This window comes from Bartonella sp. AP88HLJMH (genome assembly GCF_042195605.1).
In the GTDB taxonomy this organism is placed as follows: Bacteria; Pseudomonadota; Alphaproteobacteria; order Rhizobiales; family Rhizobiaceae; genus Bartonella.
This window is the reverse complement of sequence record NZ_JBHIOR010000002.1, coordinates 14,462-38,557: the sequence shown is the minus strand read 5'-3', so window position 1 is coordinate 38,557 and position 24,096 is coordinate 14,462. Positions and strand designations below refer to the sequence as shown.

Here is a 24,096-nt window from a genome sequence, read left to right as displayed (position 1 = left end):
GTACCTTGAGAACGGTTTCTTTAAAAAAGCACATAAATATGAAACATATAATCATGTTAAACAAGCGACAGAGATACCAATAGTTGCTTAAAATTTTCCGAAAGCACTTAATAGCCTTTTTAAATAAGCAATGAAATCAGATCTTTTCAAAAGTAATCCACTTTCTAAAAATAAAAGCGGCTTTTCAGTTTGGAAAGAAGAAAATATTGAAAAATATTATCCAATGCTGATCTTTTGGCACTCATAAATATGTCTAAATTATATTCTTCTATACACTGCCTTGCATCATAGTAATATGCTGTTCACATTGGCGATAAAAAGATAATATCATTTATCTCTATCCAATTTGGAACTCTACTTTACACTATGAGAAAATTGTACATTTTTTAGTATCTATAACATATTATTATCTATAAGATAAATGTATATATTTAATAGTAAAGTAAGAATTATTATTCTGCTATCACGATGCAATTAAATAACCATTGAATAATAATTTAATAATATCTATAGAACACACATTCTACAATAATGACTATCTATAATAAATACTATAAATAATAAAATTTTAGCGTGTCCATTCATATTTTAATTGTTAATAATATTTTTATAACCACATCATAAATTTCATTTTTTCTATTATACTATCGATAATAAATAATTTTTTATATATTTAATATGTAAAAATTTTGATCAATTTTATTATCTATAAATGTATTTAAAAAATATATTAATGTCATTTTATAAAAATTATACGATAACCATATGTTAGTTTATATATAACACATAATAAAATATTGTATAAAGTTTTTAAAAAATATAATTTGTAATTATTACTGTTACTTTTTTACAATAACGTTTATAAAAATTATAGTTATATTTTTATATGTATTTTTATTATTGACTAAAAATACATATTGAACTATATGGCTTGTATATAGTGTGATATACATAAACATTATGTATATTTCTTACATATATAACTTAAAAATATTTGAGGTAAAGTTATGGTGAAAATATTTAAAAATTATATTTTAAGCATTTTTATAGCGAGCACTTTTTTTATTTCACAAACTGTAAATGTTAATGCAAACTATTTGAAAAACGATAATCCAAAAGAGGAATTTTCTGTTTTCCCAATGGAACAAGTAAAATATGCGAAATCCGATGTAGTTTCTACGACTGCTTTCTATGCTCCGTCTGTAAATTATCAAACAGAACATGGAACAATAGGTGAAGGAAAATTTGAAAAGGTCGTTGAGCCTATGACTATAGGAATGGGGCTATTGTTTACTGGACATGTAATGAGCTTTATAGGATCGATAATAAGTTGGATAAAGGACATAGTATTGATGTTCAAATAATTCAACCTCGTCTAGAACTCTATAATAATAGCTTTATTATGTGGCTATAATTCATTGTAAATAATTACATAATGAAGCTCATTATGCTACAAAATATAAATGTTGTAGATTACATCCAAATATCCAAAGTATAAATTAAGTATAAATTTACTCATATATATTGAATAGTATAAATCTTTGAGGTAAATTATGATTAAATTATTTAAAAATCATATATTAAGTATTTTCATTATATCTGCCTTTTCTCTTTCTCAGGTTGTAAATGTGCATGCAAACTCTTTACAAAATAGTACTCATCGTGAGAATATTTTTGTTTCTGCAATAGAACAGAAAAGAAAGGATGCAGTCCATACCGTTTCTCTCTATAGACCTAGTCTAAATCATGGAGTGGGTAATGAAGCTACTATTGAAGGAAAATTTGAAAAGGTTGTTGAACCTCTTACACTCGGGGCTTTTGGTATGGGGATGGCACTTGGATATGCATCAAGTACGATAGGCATGTTTTTAGGATGGATAATAAGTAAAATAATATTGTATTTTAAATCTCGTTAAAATTGAAATTTCATCAGAATAAGACCTTCTCATATGAAATATAAACTATGAACATATTCCGTGTTTATCCATTGTTGATGACAAAAACTAATGAATTATCACACTAAGAGTGAAAAAAGCTTTAAATGCTTCTGTTTCTCTCAATGTGCACTAATTCTGCCGATGCATCTATTCAATTCAGATTAAAATAAAAGTATTGGTGGTAAACTATGACTAAAGTATTGAAAACTTACGTATTAAATATTTTTATAGCAGTTGCTTTTTTGCTTTCACAAGTTATAAATGTTCATGCCAATCATTTGAAAAATGATACTCAATGGGAAACTGTCTCTTTAATAGAACAAGGAAAGAAAAAAGCTATCGATATAGCTGCTCTTTATGTCCCAAGTTTCACTCATAAAGCAAAAAGTGAATCTGCCTTTGAAGGAAAATTTGAGAAAGTGTTTGAACCAATTACGCTAGGAGTTTTTTCTACAGTAGGAGCTTTGGGTTTTGGATTCTTGACTGGATCTGTTATGGCCATATTTAGCGGGATAATTGGATGGGCAATAGGAAAAATTAAAGGCAAATAATTCAAAGATACTTAGTTATTTTTTTCTATTTAAAATGAAAATACTTTACAGCCTGCTTCCCATCATTTAGCAGGCTGTTGTATGTTTTCTATGGATAAACTTTAGGTTACCATACTGTATAGCACAAATATAATATCTATTATTATACAAAGTGATAAATTAAGCTAAAAAAGATTATTCAAAGTATAGATTTGCACACGAAATGCCATAAAATTACCTTATAAATCTTCCAATGTGAGTCCTGAGATGTATCATTTTAACATTCAGTTTAGCAGATTTAATTGTTACAAAGTATTAAGAGCATAAAATAACTATAAATGATTGAGTTTTATACAAAAGTTCTTCAGTAAATACCATTCTATCTATTTAATTTTATTATTTAAGAAGGTGTACAAGTGAAGATACGTTGTAAAATTTAAGTGAATGAATAATAGAGAGGAAATTTTTGACTGTAACAGATTTTCTGTGAACATTTGGTGTTTATATCTCAAAAATAAAAATGCTTAAGGCTATTTCCTTTCATTATTGAATTAAAAAGAAGAAAAGAAGCTCTATCCATTTAATAATTTAAATATTATGAAAAACGTGAAATAAATAACTTCACCAATTTGCCAGAAATAAAAAAGGATAAGACTTATGGAATATATCAGCACGAGAGGTGAAGCTCCTGCTTTAAGCTTTACGGAAACAATCATGACAGGGTTGGCAAGTGATGGGGGACTTTATTTGCCAGATAAATTTCCTCAGCTATCATTTGATGCGTTACGAGCACTTCGTGGTCAGTCCTATACAACAATTGCTAAAACTATTCTGTGGCCCTTTGTGAATAACGAAATCGAATATACAGCTTTTGAAAATATGATCGCTGAATCTTATGCAACCTTTCACCATCCAGCAATCTGTCCTTTACGACAAACTGGAGCAGATGAATTTATCCTTGAACTCTTTCATGGTCCTACTTTAGCTTTTAAAGATGTAGCAATGCAGTTTCTTTCTCGACTGATGGATTATGTTTTGACTGAAAAAAATAGATGTGCAACGATTATTGCTGCAACATCAGGTGATACAGGAGGAGCTGCGATACAAGCTTTTGCTGGAAAAGAACACTCAGATATTTTTATTTTATTTCCTAAAGGACGTGTATCGCCTGTTCAACAACGGCAAATGACAACCAATCATTGTTCCAATGTTCATGCCATTGCCATTGAAGGAAATTTTGATGATTGCCAAGCTCTTGTCAAAGCAATGTTTAATGACCACAATTTTCGTAAAAAAAGAGCACTTTCAGGTGTTAATTCTATAAATTGGGCGCGTATCATGGCGCAAATTGTTTACTATTTTTCATCTGCACTTTCTTTAGGAGCACCTGATAGAGCTGTTTCATTTACTGTTCCTACTGGAAATTTTGGTGATATTTTTGCAGGTTATGTCGCAGCCCGTATGGGATTACCCATTGCTCAACTGGTCATCGCAACGAATGATAACGACATCCTTGTACGTACATTGACCAGTGGTACTTACAAAACACAACCAATAGTCCATACAACATCACCTTCTATGGATATTCAGGTCTCTTCTAATTTTGAACGTTTGCTCTTTGAAAGTGGCAATCGTGATCCAATGTGGATTCGCAATGCAATGGAAAACTTGAAAAAAACGGGTCTTTTTACTCTTGATGAAAAGCAACTCAAAAATATTCGTTCCCTATTTTCCGCTGGAAAAAGCAACATGGCTGCAACAGCTCAAACAATTGATAGTGTCTATAAGGAAAGTGGCTATCTTGTTGATCCACATACAGCGGTCGCTCTTCAAGTAGCGCGTGAAAACAAAAAACCGCATATTCCAATGATCGTTCTTGCCACGGCTCATCCAGCTAAATTTCCTGATACTATTAAAAGCGCTTGTGGACTTCATGCTCCATGGCCATCTCATCTCAATGATGTAATGAAACATGAAGAACATTTTATAAATCTTGCTAATGATGAAAAAATAGTAAAAGATTATATTTCTTTAAAATCGCGTGCATCTTATTAAAGTTAGCTGCATTAATTTAAATCAAGAATATTCTGATACCCTTACAATGAGGTATTTAGCTTATTTAATGGAGTTGTAAATACATGGATGTAGATATATGTCGCCTTAGTAATGGTTTGACTATCGCCACACATACAATGCAACAAATTGATAGTGTTGCCCTCGGAATATGGGTCAAAGTGGGCTCACGCAATGAAACCTCCACACAGCATGGTATTGCTCATCTTCTTGAGCATATGGCTTTTAAAGGAACCGAAAACCGTACTGCTTTTCAAATTGCAACCGATATTGAAGATGTTGGCGGTGAAATCAATGCTACAACCAGTATTGAAACAACAGCTTACTTTGCACGTGTTCTTAAAAGCGATATCCCACTTGCTATAGATATTTTAGCCGATATTTTAATGCATTCAAAATTTGACGACGATGAACTAGAACGAGAAAAACAAGTAATCTTTCAGGAAATTGGTGCTGCCCATGACACTCCTGATGATATTGTTTTTGATCACTTTACAGAAACAGCCTTTCGTCATCAATCCCTTGGACGCTCTATTTTAGGAACAGCTAAAACTATTCAATCATTTACATCTACTGATCTCCATGATTTCATCAATAAACAATATAGTGCAGATCGTATGATTGTCGTTGCTGCAGGAGCTGTAAAGCACGAAAGTTTCTTGCGAGAAGTTGAAAGTCGTCTTGGTACTTTTCGCTCCCATTCAACCGCACCTCTTACTAATCTTGCAAATTATGTCGGTGGCGACTTTCGTGAATATCGCGATTTAATGGATACACAAGTTGTTCTAGGGTTTGAAGGACGTGCTTATCACGCGCGTGATTTTTATGCAGCCCAAATTCTTTCTATCATTCTTGGTGGTGGTATGTCTTCACGTCTTTTTCAAGAGGTAAGAGAGAAACGTGGATTATGCTATTCTATTTATGCTTTTCATTGGGGATTTTCAGATACTGGGCTTTTTGGTGTTCACGCAGCTACCGGACAAGAAGGGCTCAAAGAACTTATTCCTGTGATTCTTGATGAACTTTCCAAGGTCAGCAAAAATATTCACACCAACGAACTGCAACGAGCACAAACGCAATATCGTGCAAATCTGACAATGTCACAGGAAAATCCCTCTAGTCAAGCACATCTCATTGCTCGCCAAATACTCCTTTATGGTCGACCAATTCCAATATCGGAAACAATTGAACGCCTTAATCTCATCACTCCTAAAAGATTAACTGATTTAGCACATCGTCTTTTTACAAACTCCACTCCAACACTAACTGCTGTCGGACCTGTAGGACCCCTCATAAATTTTGATGATTTAACGTCAACTCTTTCATACAAGCTAAAGTAAAAACTTCTTTTCAAAGCAGCATCACAATAACATCACATATTTTATCATAAAATTTACCACAAAAGCTCTCCTCATTAAATAAGTTTTGGAAATATTGGGCAAATAGGCGTACAAAACTACCCAATTCATACTTCATGTGATAAAGATTCTAATAAGTGAAGGTATATCCGTGAAATCTGGAAATTCATGGTTTAACTTTGCCCTTTTAAAATATAAAACTTCATTCGCTTCAGGTTCCATTGAAGCAAATGGGTGTGTGGTCTATTTGTATATAAAATCACATAACTTAAGAAAAAGTGATAACAATTTATTATGTAAATAAATTATAAAAGGTGGACGTTTTTTCTCAAAAGTCGAAATGAAAATTAAACATCCTAAAATATTGAGAGTGGGACATTGTGAAGAGTTTGCGTAAAATAATTGACATCATTTTCATTGTAGTCGTTAGTTCTTTTGTCCATCTTACATCAGCACAAGCAATTGAACCAATTAAAATTTCTTCTCAAGATGCTGCTCTTGATCTCTCAAAAGCAATTGAAATTCACCATACAAACAACTCTATTTTTCAAACAAGTACAGCACCAGGACCAGATGGTATTGTATGGCGTATTGAAGTGCAGGCAAAAAATGAAAAATTTTCCGGAAATTGGGCAGTTTTTTCTCTTGCAAATCCAACAGATGAACAAGTTGATCGTCTCATCGTTGCCCCCCATTACCGCATGGCACGTTCTGGATTTTTTTGGCCAGACCTTGGATCATCAAGGATTCAATCCATAACGCCAAGCGAAGGTTTTTCCCTCGATCGTCAACTTAGTGCAAACTCTGATATCTTTCGTATTACCCTTAACCCTGGTGCTGTTATTACATTTGTGGCCGAACTTAACTCTGCAAATCTACCGCAAATCTATTTATGGCAACCTGAAGCTTATAAAGATGCAATTAATTCTTATACGCTTTATCATGGTATTCTTCTTGGGATATCAGGTCTCTTAGCGCTTTTGTTAACTGTTCTCTTCGTCGTCCGTGGAACAGGGCTGTTTCCTGCAACAGCGGCAGTTGCTTGGGCTGTGCTTTTTTATATTGGTATTGACTTCAACTTTTTAAATAAATTCTTTGCAGTTACACTCACAACCCAACCAATCTGGCGTGCTGGTACAGAAGTAGCACTTACTGCTACACTCTTCATTTTTCTTTTTACCTATCTCAGCCTTAACCGCTGGCATTATCATTTTAGTTACGGTGCTATCGCTTGGACCATTGCGTTTTGCAGTCTAGGAGCCTTTGCTATTTATGATCCCATCAGAGCAGCTGGAATTGCGCGTTTGTCTTTTGGCCTTACCGCTGTGCTTGGTATAATATTAATCATCTATTTCTCAATCAGAAGCTATGACCGCGCCATTATGCTTATTCCAACATGGTTGCTCATTAGCTTTTGGTGTGTTGGAGCCTATGCCTGCATAGCTGGACATTTAAACAATGATATTATCCAGCCAGCATTAGCGGGAGGATTAGTGCTCATTGTTCTTCTCATAAGCTTTACTGTCCTGCAACAAACTTTTTCTAATGACGCTTTCCATGAAGGAATATTTTCCGACCTTGAACAACAAGTACTCGCAGCAAAGGGAGCTGGAAATATTATTTGGGATTGGAATATTGAGCGTGATCGTATTGTTGTACATCCAAACATGGCAACCCTTTTTGGTACTGAAATTCATAACCTCAATGGACCTATGCGCAACTGGATTTCAGCCTTGCACCATGATGATCGTGAACGCTTTCAAGCCGTATTGGATATCATTCTTAAAAATAAAAAAGGGCGCATTGATCAAATTTTTCGGCTTTCTTCCGGTGGTGGTTATTATCATTGGTTTTCTCTTCGTGCACGTCCGGCTATGCAAAAAGATGGAAAAATCACACGTGTCATTGGAACCATTGTCAATATTACTAACCATAAAAAATCCGAAGAACGCTTATTGCATGATGCAATCCACGACAGCTTAACTGGACTTCCTAACCAACAAATTTTCTTTGATAGACTACAAAATTATACCTCTTTAGCGAAAGCAAATATCAAAATTAGACCAACTGTCTTTATGATTGATTTTGACAATTTTCGCCAAATTAATCGCAAATTAGGCATAGCAGTTGGGGATACTGTACTGCTTATAATCGCACGTCGTTTAAATCGTCTCATTAACTTTCAAGACACCTTATCGCGTCTTTCAGCAGACCGCTTTGCAATTATTTTACTCAGTGAAACCGAACCACAAAAAATTGCAGCATTTGCAGATCATTTGCACAAAACAATTTCAGCACCTATTTCACTTTCAGAAAATAAAATAATCCTTTCAACCTCTATCGGATTGGTTACATGGAGTGAAAGCCGATCGACGGCTAAAGATATTTTTAATGATAGTGAGTTAGCGATGATTCGCGCAAAACAAATGGGTGGGAACCATATTGAACCTTTTCGTCCTAATTTTCGCACTTTGGGTCTCGAACATAATACTCTGGAGAAAGATGTTCATTATGCCATAAAACGTAATGAGATGAAAATCCTCTACCATCCTATTCTTAATTTATCAGACGGACATATTATTGGTTTTGAAACAATTGTAGAATGGCATCATCCCACTTATGGAAATTTAAATGTCTCTGATTTCATAAAAATCGTAGAAAATGAACAAATTGTTATGGATTTGTCACAATTTATCATCGATAATGCCATTATTGATCTTATAAATGTACAAGAAAAGTTTTCCCAACAATCTTTCTTTATTTCAATTAATTTACCAAGCGCAGAAATGATTCATCCTCGTTTTATCAGTCAATTGCGTGCCGCTTTGCTTCGCCATCCGCTCCACAAAGGGCGTCTGATGATTGAAATATCTGAATTTGTCTTAAGAAATAATCCTGAACAATCAGCGCACTTTCTTGAACAAATTAAAACACTTGGAATGAATCTCGCACTCGATAATTTTGGAACAGGTTATTCGTCTCTGACCTATCTCGTACGTTATCCATTTGATATGGTTAAACTTGATCGTTCACTTATCTCAATCGACTCTCTTAAGAAGAAAATTGTTCTAAAGTCTATCATTAATATGGCAACAGATCTTAATTTGCAAATTATCGCAGAAGGTGTTGAAAATGAAAAAGAAGCAATCTTCCTCCGTCAAGAAGGCTGTAAATATGTTCAAAGTACACTTGTAACGAAACCGATTGCCATAGAAGAATTAATTACGCTCGTTCAGAGCCATTTCCCTTATAAAATAAAAACATAAGGGATAAAATAACGTGTAAAGTTAAAAAGCTTAGAAAAAACTCTACGCGTGTCCCATTTCAGAAGCAAGATAAGTTGGATCGATACCCATGCGTGTTAAACTTTTATCATACTTGCAGCTTAAATCGCTTTCAAAAAGAAAACTAGGTGATGTAGAACTGATTAGCCAACCATTTGCAGAAATTTCTGCCTCAAGTTGCCCCGCTTTCCATCCAGCATAGCCTAATGCGACCAGTGCATGTTGCGGACCTTGTTCACAACTGATCGCTTTTAATATATCAATTGTCGCAGTAAAACAGATCTTATCCGCAATAAAAACAGTTTCTTCACAAGCATAATCATCTGAATGAAGGACAAAACCACGCGAAGGATCAACAGGACCACCATAGCGAACTGGAAACTGTTTTATTGGTTCAGAAAGACTTTTTTTTTGGCCACTGTCTATGATTCCTAAGTGAAGCAAAAGCTCTGGAAAATCAATGTGATGCAATTGATTGAGAATGATGCCCATCGCACCGGCATCAGAATGCGCACAAATATAAATAACAGAACGAATAAAGCGTTTGTCATTCATCCCAGGCATTGCTATGAGTAATTGTCCACCTAAAAAGCCATTACACCGCTTCATTAATCTGTTATTCTCCATAATTGACATGATAAAAGTTTGTTCATTTAGCACACTAGGAAAATAAAACTCCAATGAAAAAAAGTTATATATTTACAAATTTACAAAATATCGCAACTTTCTTTTATAAAAAGCTTTTAGTTACTTTAAGCTTAACATTCATAGTTTTAGAATTACTTAACATTCCTGTAAATGCTCAAACAGAACAAAAACTCCAGCTTTTCGCAACATCTTGGTATGAATCAGATGGTGGTCGTATCCGATTAGCGATCACTGAACCTTCTCTTTCTGGAATAAGAGAAGGCATTATTGAAATTGAGCTTAAACCAGGATGGAAAACTTACTGGCGTAATCCAGGTAATTCTGGCATGGCACCATTTTTTAATTTCAACCAACAGATTTCTTATGAAATCTTTTATCCTACTCCACAGCTTTTTGAAACAGAAAATGATTGGTCATTAGGTTATAAAGATAAAGTAATATTGCCCTTCAATCTTTCTGGTTCAAGCAAAAATTTAAGTGGTGCTTTCACTCTTGGATTATGTCACAAAATCTGTCTTCCATTTACTGTTAACTTTGATTTTTCGCCATCTGCTCTTAAAAATAAACAGCTTCCTGCTTCCTTCTTAAAAAAGGCGCAAAATTCTTTGCCCCGCATGACGCAGAATGCACTAAAAATAAGTGCTGAAAAAAATAATAGTACCCTTCTTATAAAAATACAAAATAACAACAAAACCACTCCTTCCTCTCTCTTTTTAGATGGAGGAGAAATGCAAATTGGAGCAGCAAGAAAAGTCAGTGATAACGCAGAATATACACTCTTCAGTGCTCCACTCTATTTCACACCAGAAGAAATAAACCAAAAAATTTTTTATACAGTTGCTTTTAAAGATCACGCCTTAAGTGGAACATTCATATTCCATACGCAGCCAACCCCTCTTGCGTCTCCGTGATAAAAGAAAAAGCTCTCAAAAAGCAATTATGCTGGAAAACGTCCATTTTCACGATATTGAGTAATTGCTTTGCGAGCAAGGGCATCTGCGCGTTCATTTTCTGGATGTCCCGCATGCCCTTTTACCCAGTGCCATCTAACTGTATGACAAGAACTAGCATCCTCAAGAGCTTGCCATAGCTCCATATTTTTAACAGGATTTTTTGATGCAGTGCGCCAATTATTCTTTTTCCAATCTTCAATCCACTTAGATATACCGTTACGTACATAAACTGAGTCTGTATAAAGATCGACCAAACAGGGCTCTTTAAGCGCCTTTAATGCACAAATTGCCGCCATGAGTTCCATTTGATTGTTTGTCGTATGGATCTTACCGCCATAAAGCTCCCGTTCATGACCATTCCAGCGTAAAATTGCTCCCCATCCTCCAACTCCAGGATTCCCTGAGCAAGCACCATCTGTATAAATTTCAACGACTTTTTGTTGAGTTGCCATAAAATTTAAAAACCTAATTCACTTAGCGAATTTACATTACTGAAAAAACAAAGCTTGTGCCAATACTCCCATGGATCTTTCTTAATAACAAAGCTATTAGGCGGTGTATTAAACCAATCATATAGACGTGTGAGTAAGAAACGTAGAGATGCACCACGAGCTAATAAGACCATCTTGTCCAATTCTAAAGGGATCAATGGTCTTATTTTTTGATAATTTTCCAATAACTTACGTGCTTTGGTAAGATTATAGGAATGATCAGGCTCAAAGCACCAAGCATTTAAACAAATCGCTAAATCATAAGCAAAAAAGTCATTACAAGCAAAATAGAAATCTATCATCCCAGAAAGACGATGATTCACAAAAAAAACGTTATCATTAAATAAATCTGCATGAATAATGCCTATTGGTAAATTACATGGCCAATTTTCCTGTAAAAAAGCCAATTCCAACTCAATTTTTTGTCCAAATTCTTTTAACAATGCATCTTCTTTGGTTTGACAACGTTGCCACAATACCTTCCAATCCATAACAGAAAGAGTATTTTTACGACTGAGTGTAAAATCCTGTCCTGCTAAATGTAATTGTGCTAACCCCGTCCCCACTTCGCCACAATGATCTATATTGGGCTGGCGGATCCACTCTCCTTCCAGAAAAGTAATAATAGCAGCAGGACGTCCTGCTAGTTCACAGATCATCATTCCATCATTTTGAATAACAGGTTGAGGACAAGGAATTCCACGCTGTCCTAAATGCTGCATCAAGCGACAAAAAAAAGGTAAATCATCTTTTGAAATACGCTTTTCATAAAGTGTTAAAATAAATCGCCCTTGTGTTGTCTCTAACATAAAATTAGAATTTTCAATCCCCTCTTCTATACCTTGATAAGACAAAAGTGATCCTATTGCATAACGTGTTAAAAACACTTTTAAATCATTTGGGTGAATATCTGTATAAACGGCCATTATTCTGCTTTCGTTGTAGACATGTCTGTATTCTGATTTTCATTTTTTGCATTATTTGCTTGACCATTAACGAAAGCCATATCTTGAGACGTTAAAATGACGTCGCGTAATTCGCGACTCACTAAAAATTTTTCCGTTTCTACCACTGTTTCAGCTAATTCTATTGTGACATCATAACGCTCACGAAATGCTGAAATAATTTCATCAATAATAATTTCAGGAGCCGAAGCCCCTGCTGAAAGACTGACTATAGAAAGAGATTTTAGGTTTTCAAAATTAATTTCATCAGCGCGCTGAACTAAAATAGCTTGCCGCGCACCAGACTTTTCGGCAACCTCTACTAAACGTCGTGAATTAGAAGAGTTTGGTGCTCCAACAATCAAAAACAAATCACTCCCCTTTGCCGCTGCTTTAACCGCATCTTGTCGATTCGTTGTAGCATAGCAAATTGATTCAGCCGCTGGTGCTGCTAATGTAGGAAAACGTTGTTGTAATATATCGATAATTCCTGCAGTATCTTCAACAGAAAGCGTTGTTTGTGTAACAAATCCTAATTTATCTGGATCATTGGGTTGATAATGCAAAGCATCTTCTATCGTTTCAATAAGCGTCACAACCCCTTCTTCAAGCTGTCCCATTGTCCCTATCACCTCAGGATGACCAGCATGACCAATCAATATAACATGACGACCATGACGTTGATGTCGTATCGCTTGTTTATGAACTTTCGAGACCAACGGACATGTTGCGTCGAGATAAAACAAATTATAGTATCGTGCTTCTTCTGAAACAGATTTTGGTACACCATGAGCAGAAAAAACAACTGGTTGATTGCGATGTTCTTCTGGAATCTCATTAAGTTCTTCGACAAAAACAGCACCCCGTTGCTGTAATCCCTCAACTACGTAGCGGTTGTGTACAATTTCATGACGAACATATACTGGAACACCATATTTTTTTAATGCAAGCAGAACAATCTGGATAGCACGATCAACCCCTGCACAAAATCCACGTGGACCACAAAGACGTATCGTTAAAGGGGGAAGTCCAGACATAAATCATCCTTAATCTCTATAGTTTTAGCTATATATTCAAACAACCTATTATTATACATGAATAAGCAATGTAAAAAAACGTGCAATATCATCTTTTGCATAAGAACACACTCTATCGTGTTTTCTTACAGCATTTTCTTGAAGAAAAGCTCTTTTAAAATTTGCTCTTTCATTTTACGCAACTAAAGAGCGATAAAATACCAAACAAGAGATTCAATCAAAAGAATTCCAAAGATAGCTGCCAAATAAAGTAACGAAAAGAAAAACGTTTTTTTGGCCATCAAAATAGTTTCATTATGTGTATCAGCTTTCCATAAACGATAGGCAAAATAAATAAAGATAATGCTTAAAATTGTTGAAAAAATACCATAAAAAATTCCGCCAAGACCAGTAAAGCAAGGAGCAGCAGCACACAATGCCATCAAAACAGTATAAAATAAAATCTGTTTTTTTGTTGAATGTTCACCTCGTACATTAGGCATCATAGGGATACCTGCAGCCTCATAATCAAGAGATGAAAATAAAGAAAGAGCCCAAAAGTGAGGGGGGGTCCACATAAAAATGATTAAAAATAATAAAAAGCTATCAATACTCACTGTCCCTGTTGTCACGGCCCATCCAATCATTGGTGGAAAAGCCCCAGAAGCACCACCAATAACAATATTTTGTGGTGTGATACGCTTTAACCAAATTGTATAGATAACGACATAAAAGAAAATCGTAAACGCAAGAAAAAATGCCGCAAACCAATTAATGAAGCTCCCCATAACCAATACCGAGAGCATAGAAAGAACCATGCCAAAAATAAATGCCTTTTGGGAGCTGATTTTACCCATGGGAATAGGACGCTTTTTAGTCCGTTCCATCACAGCATCAATGTCAGCATCATACCACATGTTCAGTGCTCCCGCACCACCGCCACCAGCAGCAATACATAAAATTGCTAAAAAACCATACCACGGATTAATAGGAACAGGCGATACAAGCAAACCAACCAGAGCCGTAAAGACCACAAGAGACATAACACGTGGCTTTAATAATGTGATGTAATCACCAATACCGGATTTTGGTGGCGTTGATTTACCATTCACAACCGATAATTCTTCTGAAACTGACATTCCACTCAAAGCCCTTTTCCATTTCTGTCATTCACAAATCCAATATTATCTGACAAATATTATCTAGCGTATGGAAATGACCCATTAAGACCAATCGTATTTTTGAGAAAATATGAAATATCTCTTTCGCACGTATCCCCTAAAAGTAAATGGAAATATTGGCAATAAAAATACATTTTTTCAATCAACGTTCTCTCCACATTACAAATGTATCATAAAAATATATCATATGAATTAATATATTTGGGTAAATACTGATTTTGTGTTATGGTTTTTTATGGGGAATTCATTTTTTTATGTAAATCTATGCATAGTTGTGGGTGTTGAGTCGGATAGGATTTTCTGTGATACTTTATAAATTACTCAAAAAAACTTTTTTTATTGGTGCTGTTCTTTACACGCTTTATAGTAGTTTTATCAGTCATGCATTTGCACAAACACCCTATGCACAAGATGTCCCTGCTCCGCAAACCTATGGTGCATGGACAAAAGTGTGTTCTCTACCACCAGGTACACCTAACATGCAGTGTGAAGTTGTACAAAACGTTCACACACAAGGGCGTCAAGATATTACCTTGCGCGTTACATTTTATAAACTTCCTCAAAAGCAAGGTGCCTTGATGCGTGTTTTTGTTCCGATTCGCGTTGAATTACGTCCTGGCGTTGGAATTAAAATTGACGATAAAAATATGGGCAGAATGGAATATCGTCGTTGTCTTGGTGATAATTGTGTTGCTGAAGCCTTTCTTAAAGAAGACATATTGCAGCTCTTTTTAAAAGGAAAAATGGCAACCTATTTTATCTTTACAACTCCGGAACAAGGGATTGGAGGTTTTGTTGACCTTCATGGTCTTGGCGACGCCTATGCAACCTTACCGACATGAATGAAATCAATACATTTTAAACAATCAAAATCTCATCGTATATTTTGAAAGATTCTTAAAATTAGATTGATAAAAATCTTCTGAGCCCCCATAAAAATAGGATAATTCTTATGAAATCGCTGATTGATCATTTTGATATTGCTTCCTCTAAAGTGCAATCACTTATACAGGAAACACTTCATCATGCTGATGATGGTGAGCTTTACCTTGAGTATACAGAAAGCGAAGCTCTTTTATTTGATAATGGACAGCTTAAAAACGGTTCATTTCATCAAGATATGGGATTTGGACTACGCGTTGTTGCTGGAGAGGCTACTGGATATGCTCACTCTAGTGAGTTATCAGCTGCTGCACTCAAACGTGCCAGTGAAGCTGCTAAAGCTGTTACCTATAATAATCATGCAGGGACTTATAGCATAGCACCTCAACAAACAAACAAAAGACTTTATCAACCGCATAATCCCCTTGATGCTCCATCATTTGAAGAAAAAAGTGCTCTTTTGCAAAAAATTGATGCCTATTTACGTGCTAAAAATGATAAATTGCATCAGGTGACTGTTTCTCTTTCCGGCTCGCTACAACATGTTGAAATTTTACGTGCAGATGGTTATTTGGTTCGTGATATTCGTCCCCTTGTGCGACTTTCTATATCTGTGGTCGCAGCTGAAGGCAATCGTCGTGAAAATGGTTTTTATGGATGTGGAGGGAGACAAGCATTTAACCAATTTATTCATGAAGACAATTGGAAAAAAGCCGCGGATGAAGCCTTACGTATGGCTTTAACAAATTTAGAAGCAGAAGCAGCACCTGCTGGATCTTTTGATGTTGTCTTAGCTAACGGATGGCCTGGTGTTATGCTCCATGAAGCCGTAGGTCATGGTTTAGAAGGTGACTTTAACCGTAAAAAAACATCGGCTTTTGCTGGACTTTTAGGACAACAAGTTGCAGCAAAAGGTGTTACAGTTGTTGATGATGGAACAATTCCACAATGCCGTGGCTCTCTCACTGTCGATGATGAGGGGACCCCTTCAGGATATAACGTTCTCATTGAAGATGGAAAACTCGTTGGTTTTATGCAAGACAGGCTTAATGCACGGCTTATGGGAGGTAAATCAACTGGAAATGGACGGCGTGAATCTTATGCTTATGCACCAATGCCACGAATGACCAATACAATCATGCTAGGAGGAGATAAAACACCTGAAGAAATCCTTTCTTCACTTAAAAGTGGTATCTATGCTGTTTCATTTGGTGGAGGACAAGTTGATATTACTTCCGGAAAATTCGTCTTTGAATGTACTGAAGCATACCGAGTAGAAAATGGCAAAATTTGTGCACCAATCAAAGGTGCAACTCTTATTGGAAATGGACCGGATGCTATGAAACGTATCACAATGATTGGTAATGATAGTAAACTAGATAATGGTATTGGTATGTGCGGAAAAGCAGGGCAAAATGTCCCTGTTGGTGTTGGTCAACCTCATCTTCGAATCAATAATATGACAATCGGTGGAACTGCGCTTATAGAGGAATAAGCTTGCTCATTCCTTCCCAGTATTGCCTCCTTCTCGTCTATTACGACCATTTTGTGAGGGGGAGATTACAATGAATTGATTTATAAAGATAATCTAGCGTTATTCATATTGTATTAGAACCTTGAATACCGCAAGATTCTCTCATTTTAAATCTGTGTCTGTTCGATCAATCAAAATCATTCGTTTATACGTTACAGGCGGGGAGAGTTATATGGATAAAAACTGTACAAGAAAAGACTAAAGATTCCTCTTATGGGCCGTCTCAAGTACCAAGAGTTTTAAGAAACATTAGGGGATGGCAAATATAACGACGGCACAGGCTTATTCAGACACATCTTTTTCGTAAGATATTAGTCTTTTGTGTGGGTTTTTTGTGTGGGGTAACTTGTCTTTTATATTTCATAATAAAAAAGCTTAAAAGAAAAAAGCACTTTCTACATTCAGTGCTCTTAACTCAACGAGAAAAAGGTTATTATTATAGATAAATTTTGGAGAGATTTTATAATAATACTCAGGTAAACTTTTAAAAAAATCTTCATGGCATTTAAAAAATTTTAGGCTAAAGTTTCCAACCTTTCTTTTTTTTCTTTTTGCTCAAAACAGCAACAATTTCGACATGTGGTGACCATAAAAATTGATCAATCGGTATGATTTTTTCTACTGTATACCCCCCTGCAACAAGAAGAGATAAATCACGAGCAAATGTAGTAGGATTACAAGAAATTGCCACAACACGTGATACTGTAGTCTTCGCTAATTCACGTACTTGTTGCTCTGCACCAGCACGGGGAGGATCAAAAACAACACTCTCAAAACATTCAAGTTCCTTTACAGAAAGGGGATGTCGGAAAAGATCACGTTTTTCACAAGTGACCGTTTTTAAACCAGTCGCAAAACGTGCTGCTGTATTTAGATTTCTTAATGCATCTTCGTTATTTTCTACTGCATGAACATTCATCTTTTTTGCCATACGCAAGGTAAATGTTCCTACCCCTGAAAACAAATCAACAGCATTCTTTGCTTTTTTTAAATGAGTCAAAATAATATTGCCCATTATATTTTCAGCTTCACAAGTTGCTTGCAGAAAACCACCAGAAGGAAATTCAACACGGACATCTCCAAAGTAAATCTCTGGTTTTTCTCGTTCAACCAAAACTTCACCGTCAACAGATAAACGTATAATCCCATATGAAAGAGCAGCACTGATCATTCTCTGACGAAGTGATTCATGCTGTATAATGCAACCGCTTAAAGCAACATCTAAACCATTTTCAACACATGTTATCGTAACATGAAACCGTTTGGCAGAGCTCTTTAGAAAAGCACAGAGCTCTCTGATATTATGCAACTGAGAAATAAGCTCTGGACGGCTTACTGGGCATTCCTCAAGAGCTACAATCTCATGAGAGAGATAACGGTTAAAACCAACTTTTTGCCCCTGTGGGGTCATGGATGCTGTTAGAGTAATCCGCCGTCGGCTATAAGGTTTACATTCTATTAAAGTCGCAACAACATTATTAAGTCCATACTTTTTAAGCGCCTCAACAACCAATTGTTGTTTCCATACGCGATAAGCATCCATATGCCAATGCTGAAGAGTACACCCTCCACATTCTCCAAAATGCTGACAAAGAGTATCAATGCGTTCTGATGATTTTTCTTTTAATGTTATATATGTTGCATATTTTCCATGAACAGTAATTTCAGCACACTCTCCTGGTAAAGTAAAAGGAACAGAAACGAAGCCGTGAGACGTCTTAGCAATACCATAACCATTTGCTCCGATATGATCGATTATGACATTGTCATTCACTCTTGTTTTTCTCCGAATAGTAAATATTCCACGTTGCCATCACCACCTGTAATAGGGGAAGAAATTAAACCTTTTGCACTCCACCCTGTTTGTGTATTTAACCAAACAAAAAGCGCCTCAGCAGTTTCCTTAGCACTTGATGGACTTAATATTCCTCCCTTACTAAAGTGTTTACGACCAACCTCAAACTGAGGCTTTACCAGTAAAACAGCTTGGGCACCCTTCTTGGCTAAAGACAACACGGGAGGCAACGCAAGTTTGAGCGAAATAAAGCTAACATCTGAAACGATAAGATCAATTTCTCGCCCACCTAAATGTTCCTGTTTAAAATCTCTGACATTCAAGCCTTCTAATAACGTTATAGCACTGTTGCCCAATAAACGTTTATCAAATTGATGATGCCCAACATCAACGGCAATGACATGATCTGCTCCACGCTCTAAGAGAACTTGCGTAAAACCACCTGTTGATGCACCAACATCAATGGCTGTCACTTTGTCCGTTATAATTGGAAATGCATCAAGTGCAGCAATCAATTTTAACGCTGCCCGAGAAACATAATTCTGCGCTGGATCACAAACGGTAATCTCTGCATCATCAAAAACGATTTGCCCAGCTTTAAAAACGATTTCTCCGTTAACTTTAACAGTTTGGCGCATAATTGCATCACGTGCGCGTGAACGTGTCGTAAAAAAGTTTTTTTCAACTAAAAAAATATCGAGTCTTTTTCTGGAAGCCATCTCATACTCGAATTTTCTATCCTGTTCGAATCTCGCGTCCCAAAACAGCAAAAACCGTGTTTAAAATACCCATAGCGTCAAGTCCGACACGTGAAAGAACTTTTTCTGGTGAACCATGATTCAAATATTCATCAGGAAATTTTAGTGTACGAACTTTCAAACCATGCTCTAAGAGCCCTTCTTGCGCTAAAAATTGTAATATGTGCGCTCCAAATCCACCGATTGCCCCTTCTTCAATTGTCACCAATACCTCATGCTCACGTGCCAAACGACGCATCAAATCTTTATCTAAAGGTTTTGCAAACCGTGCATCTGCAACCGTTGTAGACAATTCTTCAGCCTCCAACGCATCAGCAGCTTGCAACACTTCTGACATCCGCGTTCCAAAACAAACCAAAGCGATTCTATTTCCTTCACGCAGAACGCGCCCTTTTCCAATTTCTAATAACTCACCACGTTGCGGTAAATCTATACCAATCCCCTCACCACGCGGATAACGAAAAGAAATTGGTCCCTGATCATAAGCTGCAGCTGTACGCACCATATGCATCAGTTCAAGCTCATCAGAAGGTGCCATAACAACAAACTCAGGAAGAGTCGCCAAAAAAACAATATCAAAACTTCCAGCATGTGTTGCACCATCTGCCCCCACAAAACCTGCTCGGTCAATAGCAAAACGTACCGGTAATTTTTGAATTGATACATCATGAATAATTTGATCATAAGCACGCTGTAAAAAAGTAGAATAAATTGCAACAAAAGGCTTATACCCTTCACAAGCAAGTCCTGCCGCAAAAGTTACGGCATGTTGCTCAGCGATACCAACATCAAACATTTTTTCAGGAAATTTTTTCGCAAAAGAATCAAGTCCTGTCCCTGTTGGCATCGCTGCTGTTATGCCAACAATCTTATCATCATGGCGAGCTTCTTCTATTAAAGCTTTAGAAAATACCTTGGTATAGGGTAGAATATTACTTGATGCTTTTACCTGTTTTCCTGTCGTGACATCAAAACGATTAACACCATGATATTTATCAGACGAGGCCTCTGCAGGTGGATATCCCTTTCCCTTATGGGTTACAACATGCACCAAAACAGGACCATTAGGATATTCACGAACATTTTTAAAAACAGGCAATAAATGCCCCAAATTGTGCCCATCTATGGGTCCAACATAATAAAAGCCAAGCTCATCAAATAAAGTTCCCCCAACCAAAAGGCCACGCGCAAATTCCTCTGAACGACGGGCTTTATCCAAAAAAAACTTTGGCAATTTTTCGCTCAACATCTTTACGCGTTCACGCAAATGACGATAAGAAGGACGAGACACTAATCGTGCAAGATGTGCACTCATAGCACCTGTAGGTGGTGCTATAGACATATCGTTATCATTAAGAACAACAATCAAGCGTGCATTCAAAGCACCAGCGTTGTTCATGGCTTCATAAGCCATGCCCGCAGACATTGCACCATCACCAATGACAGTTATGATATTGCGTCTTGTCTCTGCTTTCAAAGCACTTGCCACTGCCATACCAAGCCCCGCTGAAATAGAAGTAGACGAATGCCCCGCTCCAAATGGATCATACACACTTTCTGAACGTTTTGTAAAACCAGATAATCCGCCCTCCTGACGTAATGTGCGAATTTTTTCTCTACGCCCCGTTAAAATCTTGTGTGGATAGGTTTGATGACCAACATCCCAAATAATCCTATCCTCTGGTGTATTAAAAATATAATGTAATGCAACAGTGAGCTCAACAACACCAAGTCCCGCCCCAAGATGACCACCTGTTACAGAAACCGCATCAATTGTTGCGGTCCGCAACTCATCAGCCAACTGTACCAAATCAGACTCAGGCAATGCCCGCAAATCTTGCGGAAAACAAACACGGTCAAGCAATGGTGTTAAGACCTGAGACAAAAAAAAATCCTTCCTATTATCTTAACTCAAGAAAACACAATGATAAAAATATATCTTCTCTACTCTTTTATTTACAGTTTTGCATCTTTTTTACTGAAAAATGCTCTTTTCTATTTGAGATGAGCTATAATTTCCTCATTTTTAACTTATTTTATAAAAAAGAAATCAATAAAACTTTCTGTTTATAAACTAAGGTTATTGCTTCTCTTAAGTCCCACAATAAATATCCAAAAAGATTTAAATTATTTAGCATCAAGTGGTTCCACTCCTTCTGGAAAACCTTCTTCTGAAAGCTGGATTTTTTCAACTTTAGCTTCAGCAACTCTTAAGAGTTTTTCACAATGCTTTTTAAGCGCTTCACCGCGTTCATAAATATCAATGGATTGTTCCAAAGGCACATCGCCACGTTCCAAATTTTCGACAATAACTTCAAGTTGCTTAAGCGCTTGCTCAAAGCTTAAGGTCGTAATATCCCCCTCTTGTATCTCTTTTTTCATATGAACCTCAAAAAATATCTGTTCTGGATATACGAACTCCAAAACCTTCCAAACCTACATAATGATGCTCTTTAGAAGCATAAACAATAACAGAGCCTATTCCTAAATATTTTAAAATTTGTGATCCTAAACCAATTTTGCGCCATTCTTCTTCGCGTGCAATCGCCTGCACATGGTTTTCTGAACTGTTTCTTGTCATGTTTTGAATACCAACAGTTGATTGTATAACAGATCCTTCACGCAAATAAATAAATACGCCACGTTTTTCTTTTTCCATCATACGCCGCATCATCACCATAATATCTGAAGTTTGACAAAAAACGTCACTTACAATGTTTTCATGATGTAAATGCACAGGAATATTCTCACCCTCACGGACATCACCAAAAACAATTGCAATATGCTGAACGACTTCCCAAGGGAGTTGATAACTTTGAACAATAGCGGGACCTACGAATGTTTCAATAGGCATTTCTCCAACATGCTTGATCAATATTTCCTTACGTTGGCGGTAAGCAATTAAATCTGCAACCGTTATAATATGCAACCGATGTTCTTGCGCAAATTTCATAATCTGATCGCCATGTTTAACGCTTCCATCATCATTAACTAACTCACCGATAACACCAACCGGCGGCAAATTAGCTAATTTACATAAATCAACAGCGGCCTCCGTGTGACCTGAACGCATGAGCACTCCCCCTTCATGCGCAATTAAAGGAAAAACATGCCCTGGACGAACAAAATCATCCGCACTTGCATTTGAATTCGCAAGATTACGTACAGCTAATGTACGGTCATGTGCTGAGATCCCTGTTGTTATGCCGTGTTTAAAATCAACAGTAACCGTAAATTGCGTCCCATGTGCAGAGTTATTATCTGGTACCATAGGAGAAAGATTAAACCGTTTTGCTTCTTTTTTTGGCATAGGTGTGCACACAATACCTGTTGTGTGACGAAGAATAAACGCCATCTTTTCTTCTGTACAATGCGCTGCAGCAACAGTTAAATCACCCTCATTTTCACGGTCATCATCATCTGTCACCACAACAATTTCACCGCGTTCAAAAGCTTTAAGTGCAGAAACAATTTTTTTTTCATCATACGCCATTGTTCACCTTTTCAATCACCCAACTTGACCGCGATGTCTTAGATAATGGTCAGCAATAGCACAAGCAACCATCGCTTCACCAACAGGAACGGCACGAATCCCAACACATGGATCATGACGTCCCTTTGTTATAACGTCTATATCATGACCATCAACATCAATGGAACGACGAGGTGTTAAAATTGATGAAGTAGGCTTTACAGCAAAACGCGCAACAATCGGCTGTCCACTCGATATTCCCCCTAAAATACCTCCCGCATGATTTGATAAAAAAAGCGGTTTTCCATCATTTCCCATTCGCATTTCATCGGCATTTTCTTCTCCCCTCAAGCGGGCTGCCGCAAAACCATCACCAATTTCCACACCTTTTACCGCATTAATCGACATAAGTAACGAGGCAATATCTTGATCAAGCTTTGCGTAAATAGGAGCTCCTAAACCTGCCGGAACATTTTCTGCAACGATCTCAACAACCGCACCAACAGATGTCCCCTCTTTACGGAGTTTACTGATATAGTCACTAAAAATGTGAACCATCTCTGCATCAGCTGTAAAAAAAGGATTATTATTAACCTCTGACCAATCCCAACGATCACGATTAATATTATGAGGACCAATTGCTATCACTGCTCCTCGTACAATCAAACCAGGAACGATTTTACGAGCAAATGCACCTGCTGCAACACGTGCTGCCGTCTCCCTTGCCGAAGCACGTCCCCCGCCTCGAAAATCACGAATGCCATATTTAATATCATAAGTATAATCCGCATGTCCTGGACGATACTGATGAGCAATTGCTCCATAATCTTGAGAGCGTTGATCTGTGTTTCGAATCAACAGAGAAATTGGTGTACCTGTTGTCACCAATGTCGTTCCATCGTCTTGAACAACAACTCCTGAAAGGACCTCTACTTCATCTGGTTCTCGGCGCTGCGTTGTGTATTTTGATTGTCCTGGCTTGCGTTTATCAAGATAAGCTTGAACTTCTGCAAGAGTAAAAATAATTCCAGGTGGACAACCATCAATGACACAACCAAGAGCAGCACCATGACTTTCACCCCATGTTGTTACACGAAACAAATGACCAAATGTATTATGCGACATGAAAAAAGATCCATTTCTCTGTCAAATATATACAACGATAACGTATGTTGTGTGCTATACACAAAACAGCTCTTTTCTCCCAAATACTCTTGGACACCTTAAATTTGGTCAAATT

The 24,096-nt window shown here is 36.7% G+C and carries 20 protein-coding genes; 9 read left to right on the top strand and 11 right to left on the bottom strand.

The window, feature by feature from the left end:
• Positions 1-1,007 precede the first annotated feature (1,007 nt).
• From ACFIMA_RS01345 to ACFIMA_RS01320, 6 genes are all read left to right on the top strand, one after another.
• Positions 1,008-1,364: a hypothetical protein gene (locus tag ACFIMA_RS01345; RefSeq protein WP_375628294.1), complete on the top strand. Its 357-nt coding sequence runs from the start codon at positions 1,008-1,010 to the stop codon at positions 1,362-1,364.
• 189 nt (positions 1,365-1,553) lie between these two features.
• A complete protein-coding gene (locus ACFIMA_RS01340; protein WP_375631599.1) occupies positions 1,554-1,916 on the top strand; it encodes a hypothetical protein in 363 nt (120 codons plus the stop codon).
• A 209-nt stretch (positions 1,917-2,125) separates the two neighbouring features.
• On the top strand, positions 2,126-2,488 hold the full coding sequence (locus ACFIMA_RS01335) for a hypothetical protein (protein ID WP_375652319.1): 363 nt from the start codon (positions 2,126-2,128) through the stop codon (positions 2,486-2,488).
• Positions 2,489-3,124: 636 nt separating this feature from the next.
• Positions 3,125-4,522 (top strand): threonine synthase, encoded by a 1,398-nt coding sequence (gene thrC, locus ACFIMA_RS01330; protein WP_375631597.1) that lies wholly within the window; start codon positions 3,125-3,127, stop codon positions 4,520-4,522.
• A gap of 83 nt (positions 4,523-4,605) precedes the next feature.
• Positions 4,606-5,880 carry a M16 family metallopeptidase gene (locus ACFIMA_RS01325; RefSeq protein ID WP_375678077.1) on the top strand — a complete coding sequence of 425 codons (1,275 nt, stop codon included), beginning with the start codon at positions 4,606-4,608 and terminating at the stop codon, positions 5,878-5,880.
• A 398-nt stretch (positions 5,881-6,278) separates the two neighbouring features.
• Positions 6,279-9,164 (top strand): EAL domain-containing protein, encoded by a 2,886-nt coding sequence (locus tag ACFIMA_RS01320; RefSeq protein ID WP_375652321.1) that lies wholly within the window; start codon positions 6,279-6,281, stop codon positions 9,162-9,164.
• Between the two features lie 42 nt (positions 9,165-9,206).
• On the opposite strand, the gene ACFIMA_RS01315 is transcribed toward ACFIMA_RS01320, so the two are convergent.
• Entirely contained in the window at positions 9,207-9,791 is a 585-nt protein-coding gene (locus ACFIMA_RS01315; RefSeq protein ID WP_375631595.1) for a YqgE/AlgH family protein, read from the bottom strand.
• Positions 9,792-9,862: 71 nt separating this feature from the next.
• Between ACFIMA_RS01315 and ACFIMA_RS01310 the strand changes: the two genes are divergently transcribed.
• Complete coding sequence (locus ACFIMA_RS01310; RefSeq protein WP_375628302.1) at positions 9,863-10,741, top strand: protein-disulfide reductase DsbD domain-containing protein; 879 nt, start codon at positions 9,863-9,865, stop codon at positions 10,739-10,741.
• A 26-nt stretch (positions 10,742-10,767) separates the two neighbouring features.
• Here the strand turns inward: ACFIMA_RS01310 and rnhA are convergent, their stop codons facing one another.
• From rnhA to cyoE, 4 genes are all read right to left on the bottom strand, one after another.
• Positions 10,768-11,235 (bottom strand): ribonuclease HI, encoded by a 468-nt coding sequence (gene rnhA / locus ACFIMA_RS01305; RefSeq protein WP_375613021.1) that lies wholly within the window; start codon positions 11,233-11,235, stop codon positions 10,768-10,770.
• A 5-nt stretch (positions 11,236-11,240) separates the two neighbouring features.
• Positions 11,241-12,200 carry a homoserine kinase gene (locus ACFIMA_RS01300; RefSeq protein WP_375613022.1) on the bottom strand — a complete coding sequence of 320 codons (960 nt, stop codon included), beginning with the start codon at positions 12,198-12,200 and terminating at the stop codon, positions 11,241-11,243.
• Positions 12,200-13,255 carry a 4-hydroxy-3-methylbut-2-enyl diphosphate reductase gene (gene ispH, locus ACFIMA_RS01295; protein ID WP_375611130.1) on the bottom strand — a complete coding sequence of 352 codons (1,056 nt, stop codon included), beginning with the start codon at positions 13,253-13,255 and terminating at the stop codon, positions 12,200-12,202. The genes ACFIMA_RS01300 and ispH overlap by 1 nt, the downstream gene beginning before the upstream one ends.
• 182 nt (positions 13,256-13,437) lie before the next feature.
• The gene (cyoE, locus tag ACFIMA_RS01290) at positions 13,438-14,373 is read right to left on the bottom strand and encodes a heme o synthase (RefSeq protein ID WP_375613023.1); all 936 of its coding nucleotides are present in this window, start codon (positions 14,371-14,373) and stop codon (positions 13,438-13,440) included.
• 344 nt (positions 14,374-14,717) lie between these two features.
• Here cyoE and ACFIMA_RS01285 point away from each other — a divergent pair, with 344 nt between their 5' ends.
• Positions 14,718-15,257: an invasion associated locus B family protein gene (locus tag ACFIMA_RS01285; RefSeq protein ID WP_375611128.1), complete on the top strand. Its 540-nt coding sequence runs from the start codon at positions 14,718-14,720 to the stop codon at positions 15,255-15,257.
• A gap of 110 nt (positions 15,258-15,367) precedes the next feature.
• The gene (gene tldD / locus ACFIMA_RS01280) at positions 15,368-16,792 is read left to right on the top strand and encodes a metalloprotease TldD (RefSeq protein WP_375611127.1); all 1,425 of its coding nucleotides are present in this window, start codon (positions 15,368-15,370) and stop codon (positions 16,790-16,792) included.
• Between the two features lie 559 nt (positions 16,793-17,351).
• Here tldD and ACFIMA_RS01275 read toward each other — a convergent pair.
• The 6 genes from ACFIMA_RS01275 to aroC all read right to left on the bottom strand — a co-directional run bounded on the left by ACFIMA_RS01275 (position 17,352) and on the right by aroC (position 23,981).
• A complete protein-coding gene (locus tag ACFIMA_RS01275; protein ID WP_375631589.1) occupies positions 17,352-18,605 on the bottom strand; it encodes a class I SAM-dependent RNA methyltransferase in 1,254 nt (417 codons plus the stop codon).
• The gene (locus ACFIMA_RS01270; RefSeq protein WP_375631587.1) at positions 18,602-19,345 is read right to left on the bottom strand and encodes a TlyA family RNA methyltransferase; all 744 of its coding nucleotides are present in this window, start codon (positions 19,343-19,345) and stop codon (positions 18,602-18,604) included. Before ACFIMA_RS01270 ends, ACFIMA_RS01275 begins: the two co-directional genes overlap by 4 nt.
• Before the next feature lie 16 nt (positions 19,346-19,361).
• Entirely contained in the window at positions 19,362-21,269 is a 1,908-nt protein-coding gene (gene dxs / locus ACFIMA_RS01265) for a 1-deoxy-D-xylulose-5-phosphate synthase (RefSeq protein WP_375631585.1), read from the bottom strand.
• A 242-nt stretch (positions 21,270-21,511) separates the two neighbouring features.
• The gene (locus ACFIMA_RS01260) at positions 21,512-21,766 is read right to left on the bottom strand and encodes an exodeoxyribonuclease VII small subunit (RefSeq protein ID WP_375611123.1); all 255 of its coding nucleotides are present in this window, start codon (positions 21,764-21,766) and stop codon (positions 21,512-21,514) included.
• 7 nt (positions 21,767-21,773) lie between these two features.
• Positions 21,774-22,877 (bottom strand): 3,4-dihydroxy-2-butanone-4-phosphate synthase, encoded by a 1,104-nt coding sequence (gene ribB / locus ACFIMA_RS01255; RefSeq protein ID WP_375693016.1) that lies wholly within the window; start codon positions 22,875-22,877, stop codon positions 21,774-21,776.
• A 15-nt stretch (positions 22,878-22,892) separates the two neighbouring features.
• Positions 22,893-23,981, bottom strand: a complete 1,089-nt coding sequence (aroC, locus tag ACFIMA_RS01250) for a chorismate synthase (protein WP_375652325.1) — start codon at positions 23,979-23,981, stop codon at positions 22,893-22,895.
• Positions 23,982-24,096 lie beyond the last annotated feature (115 nt).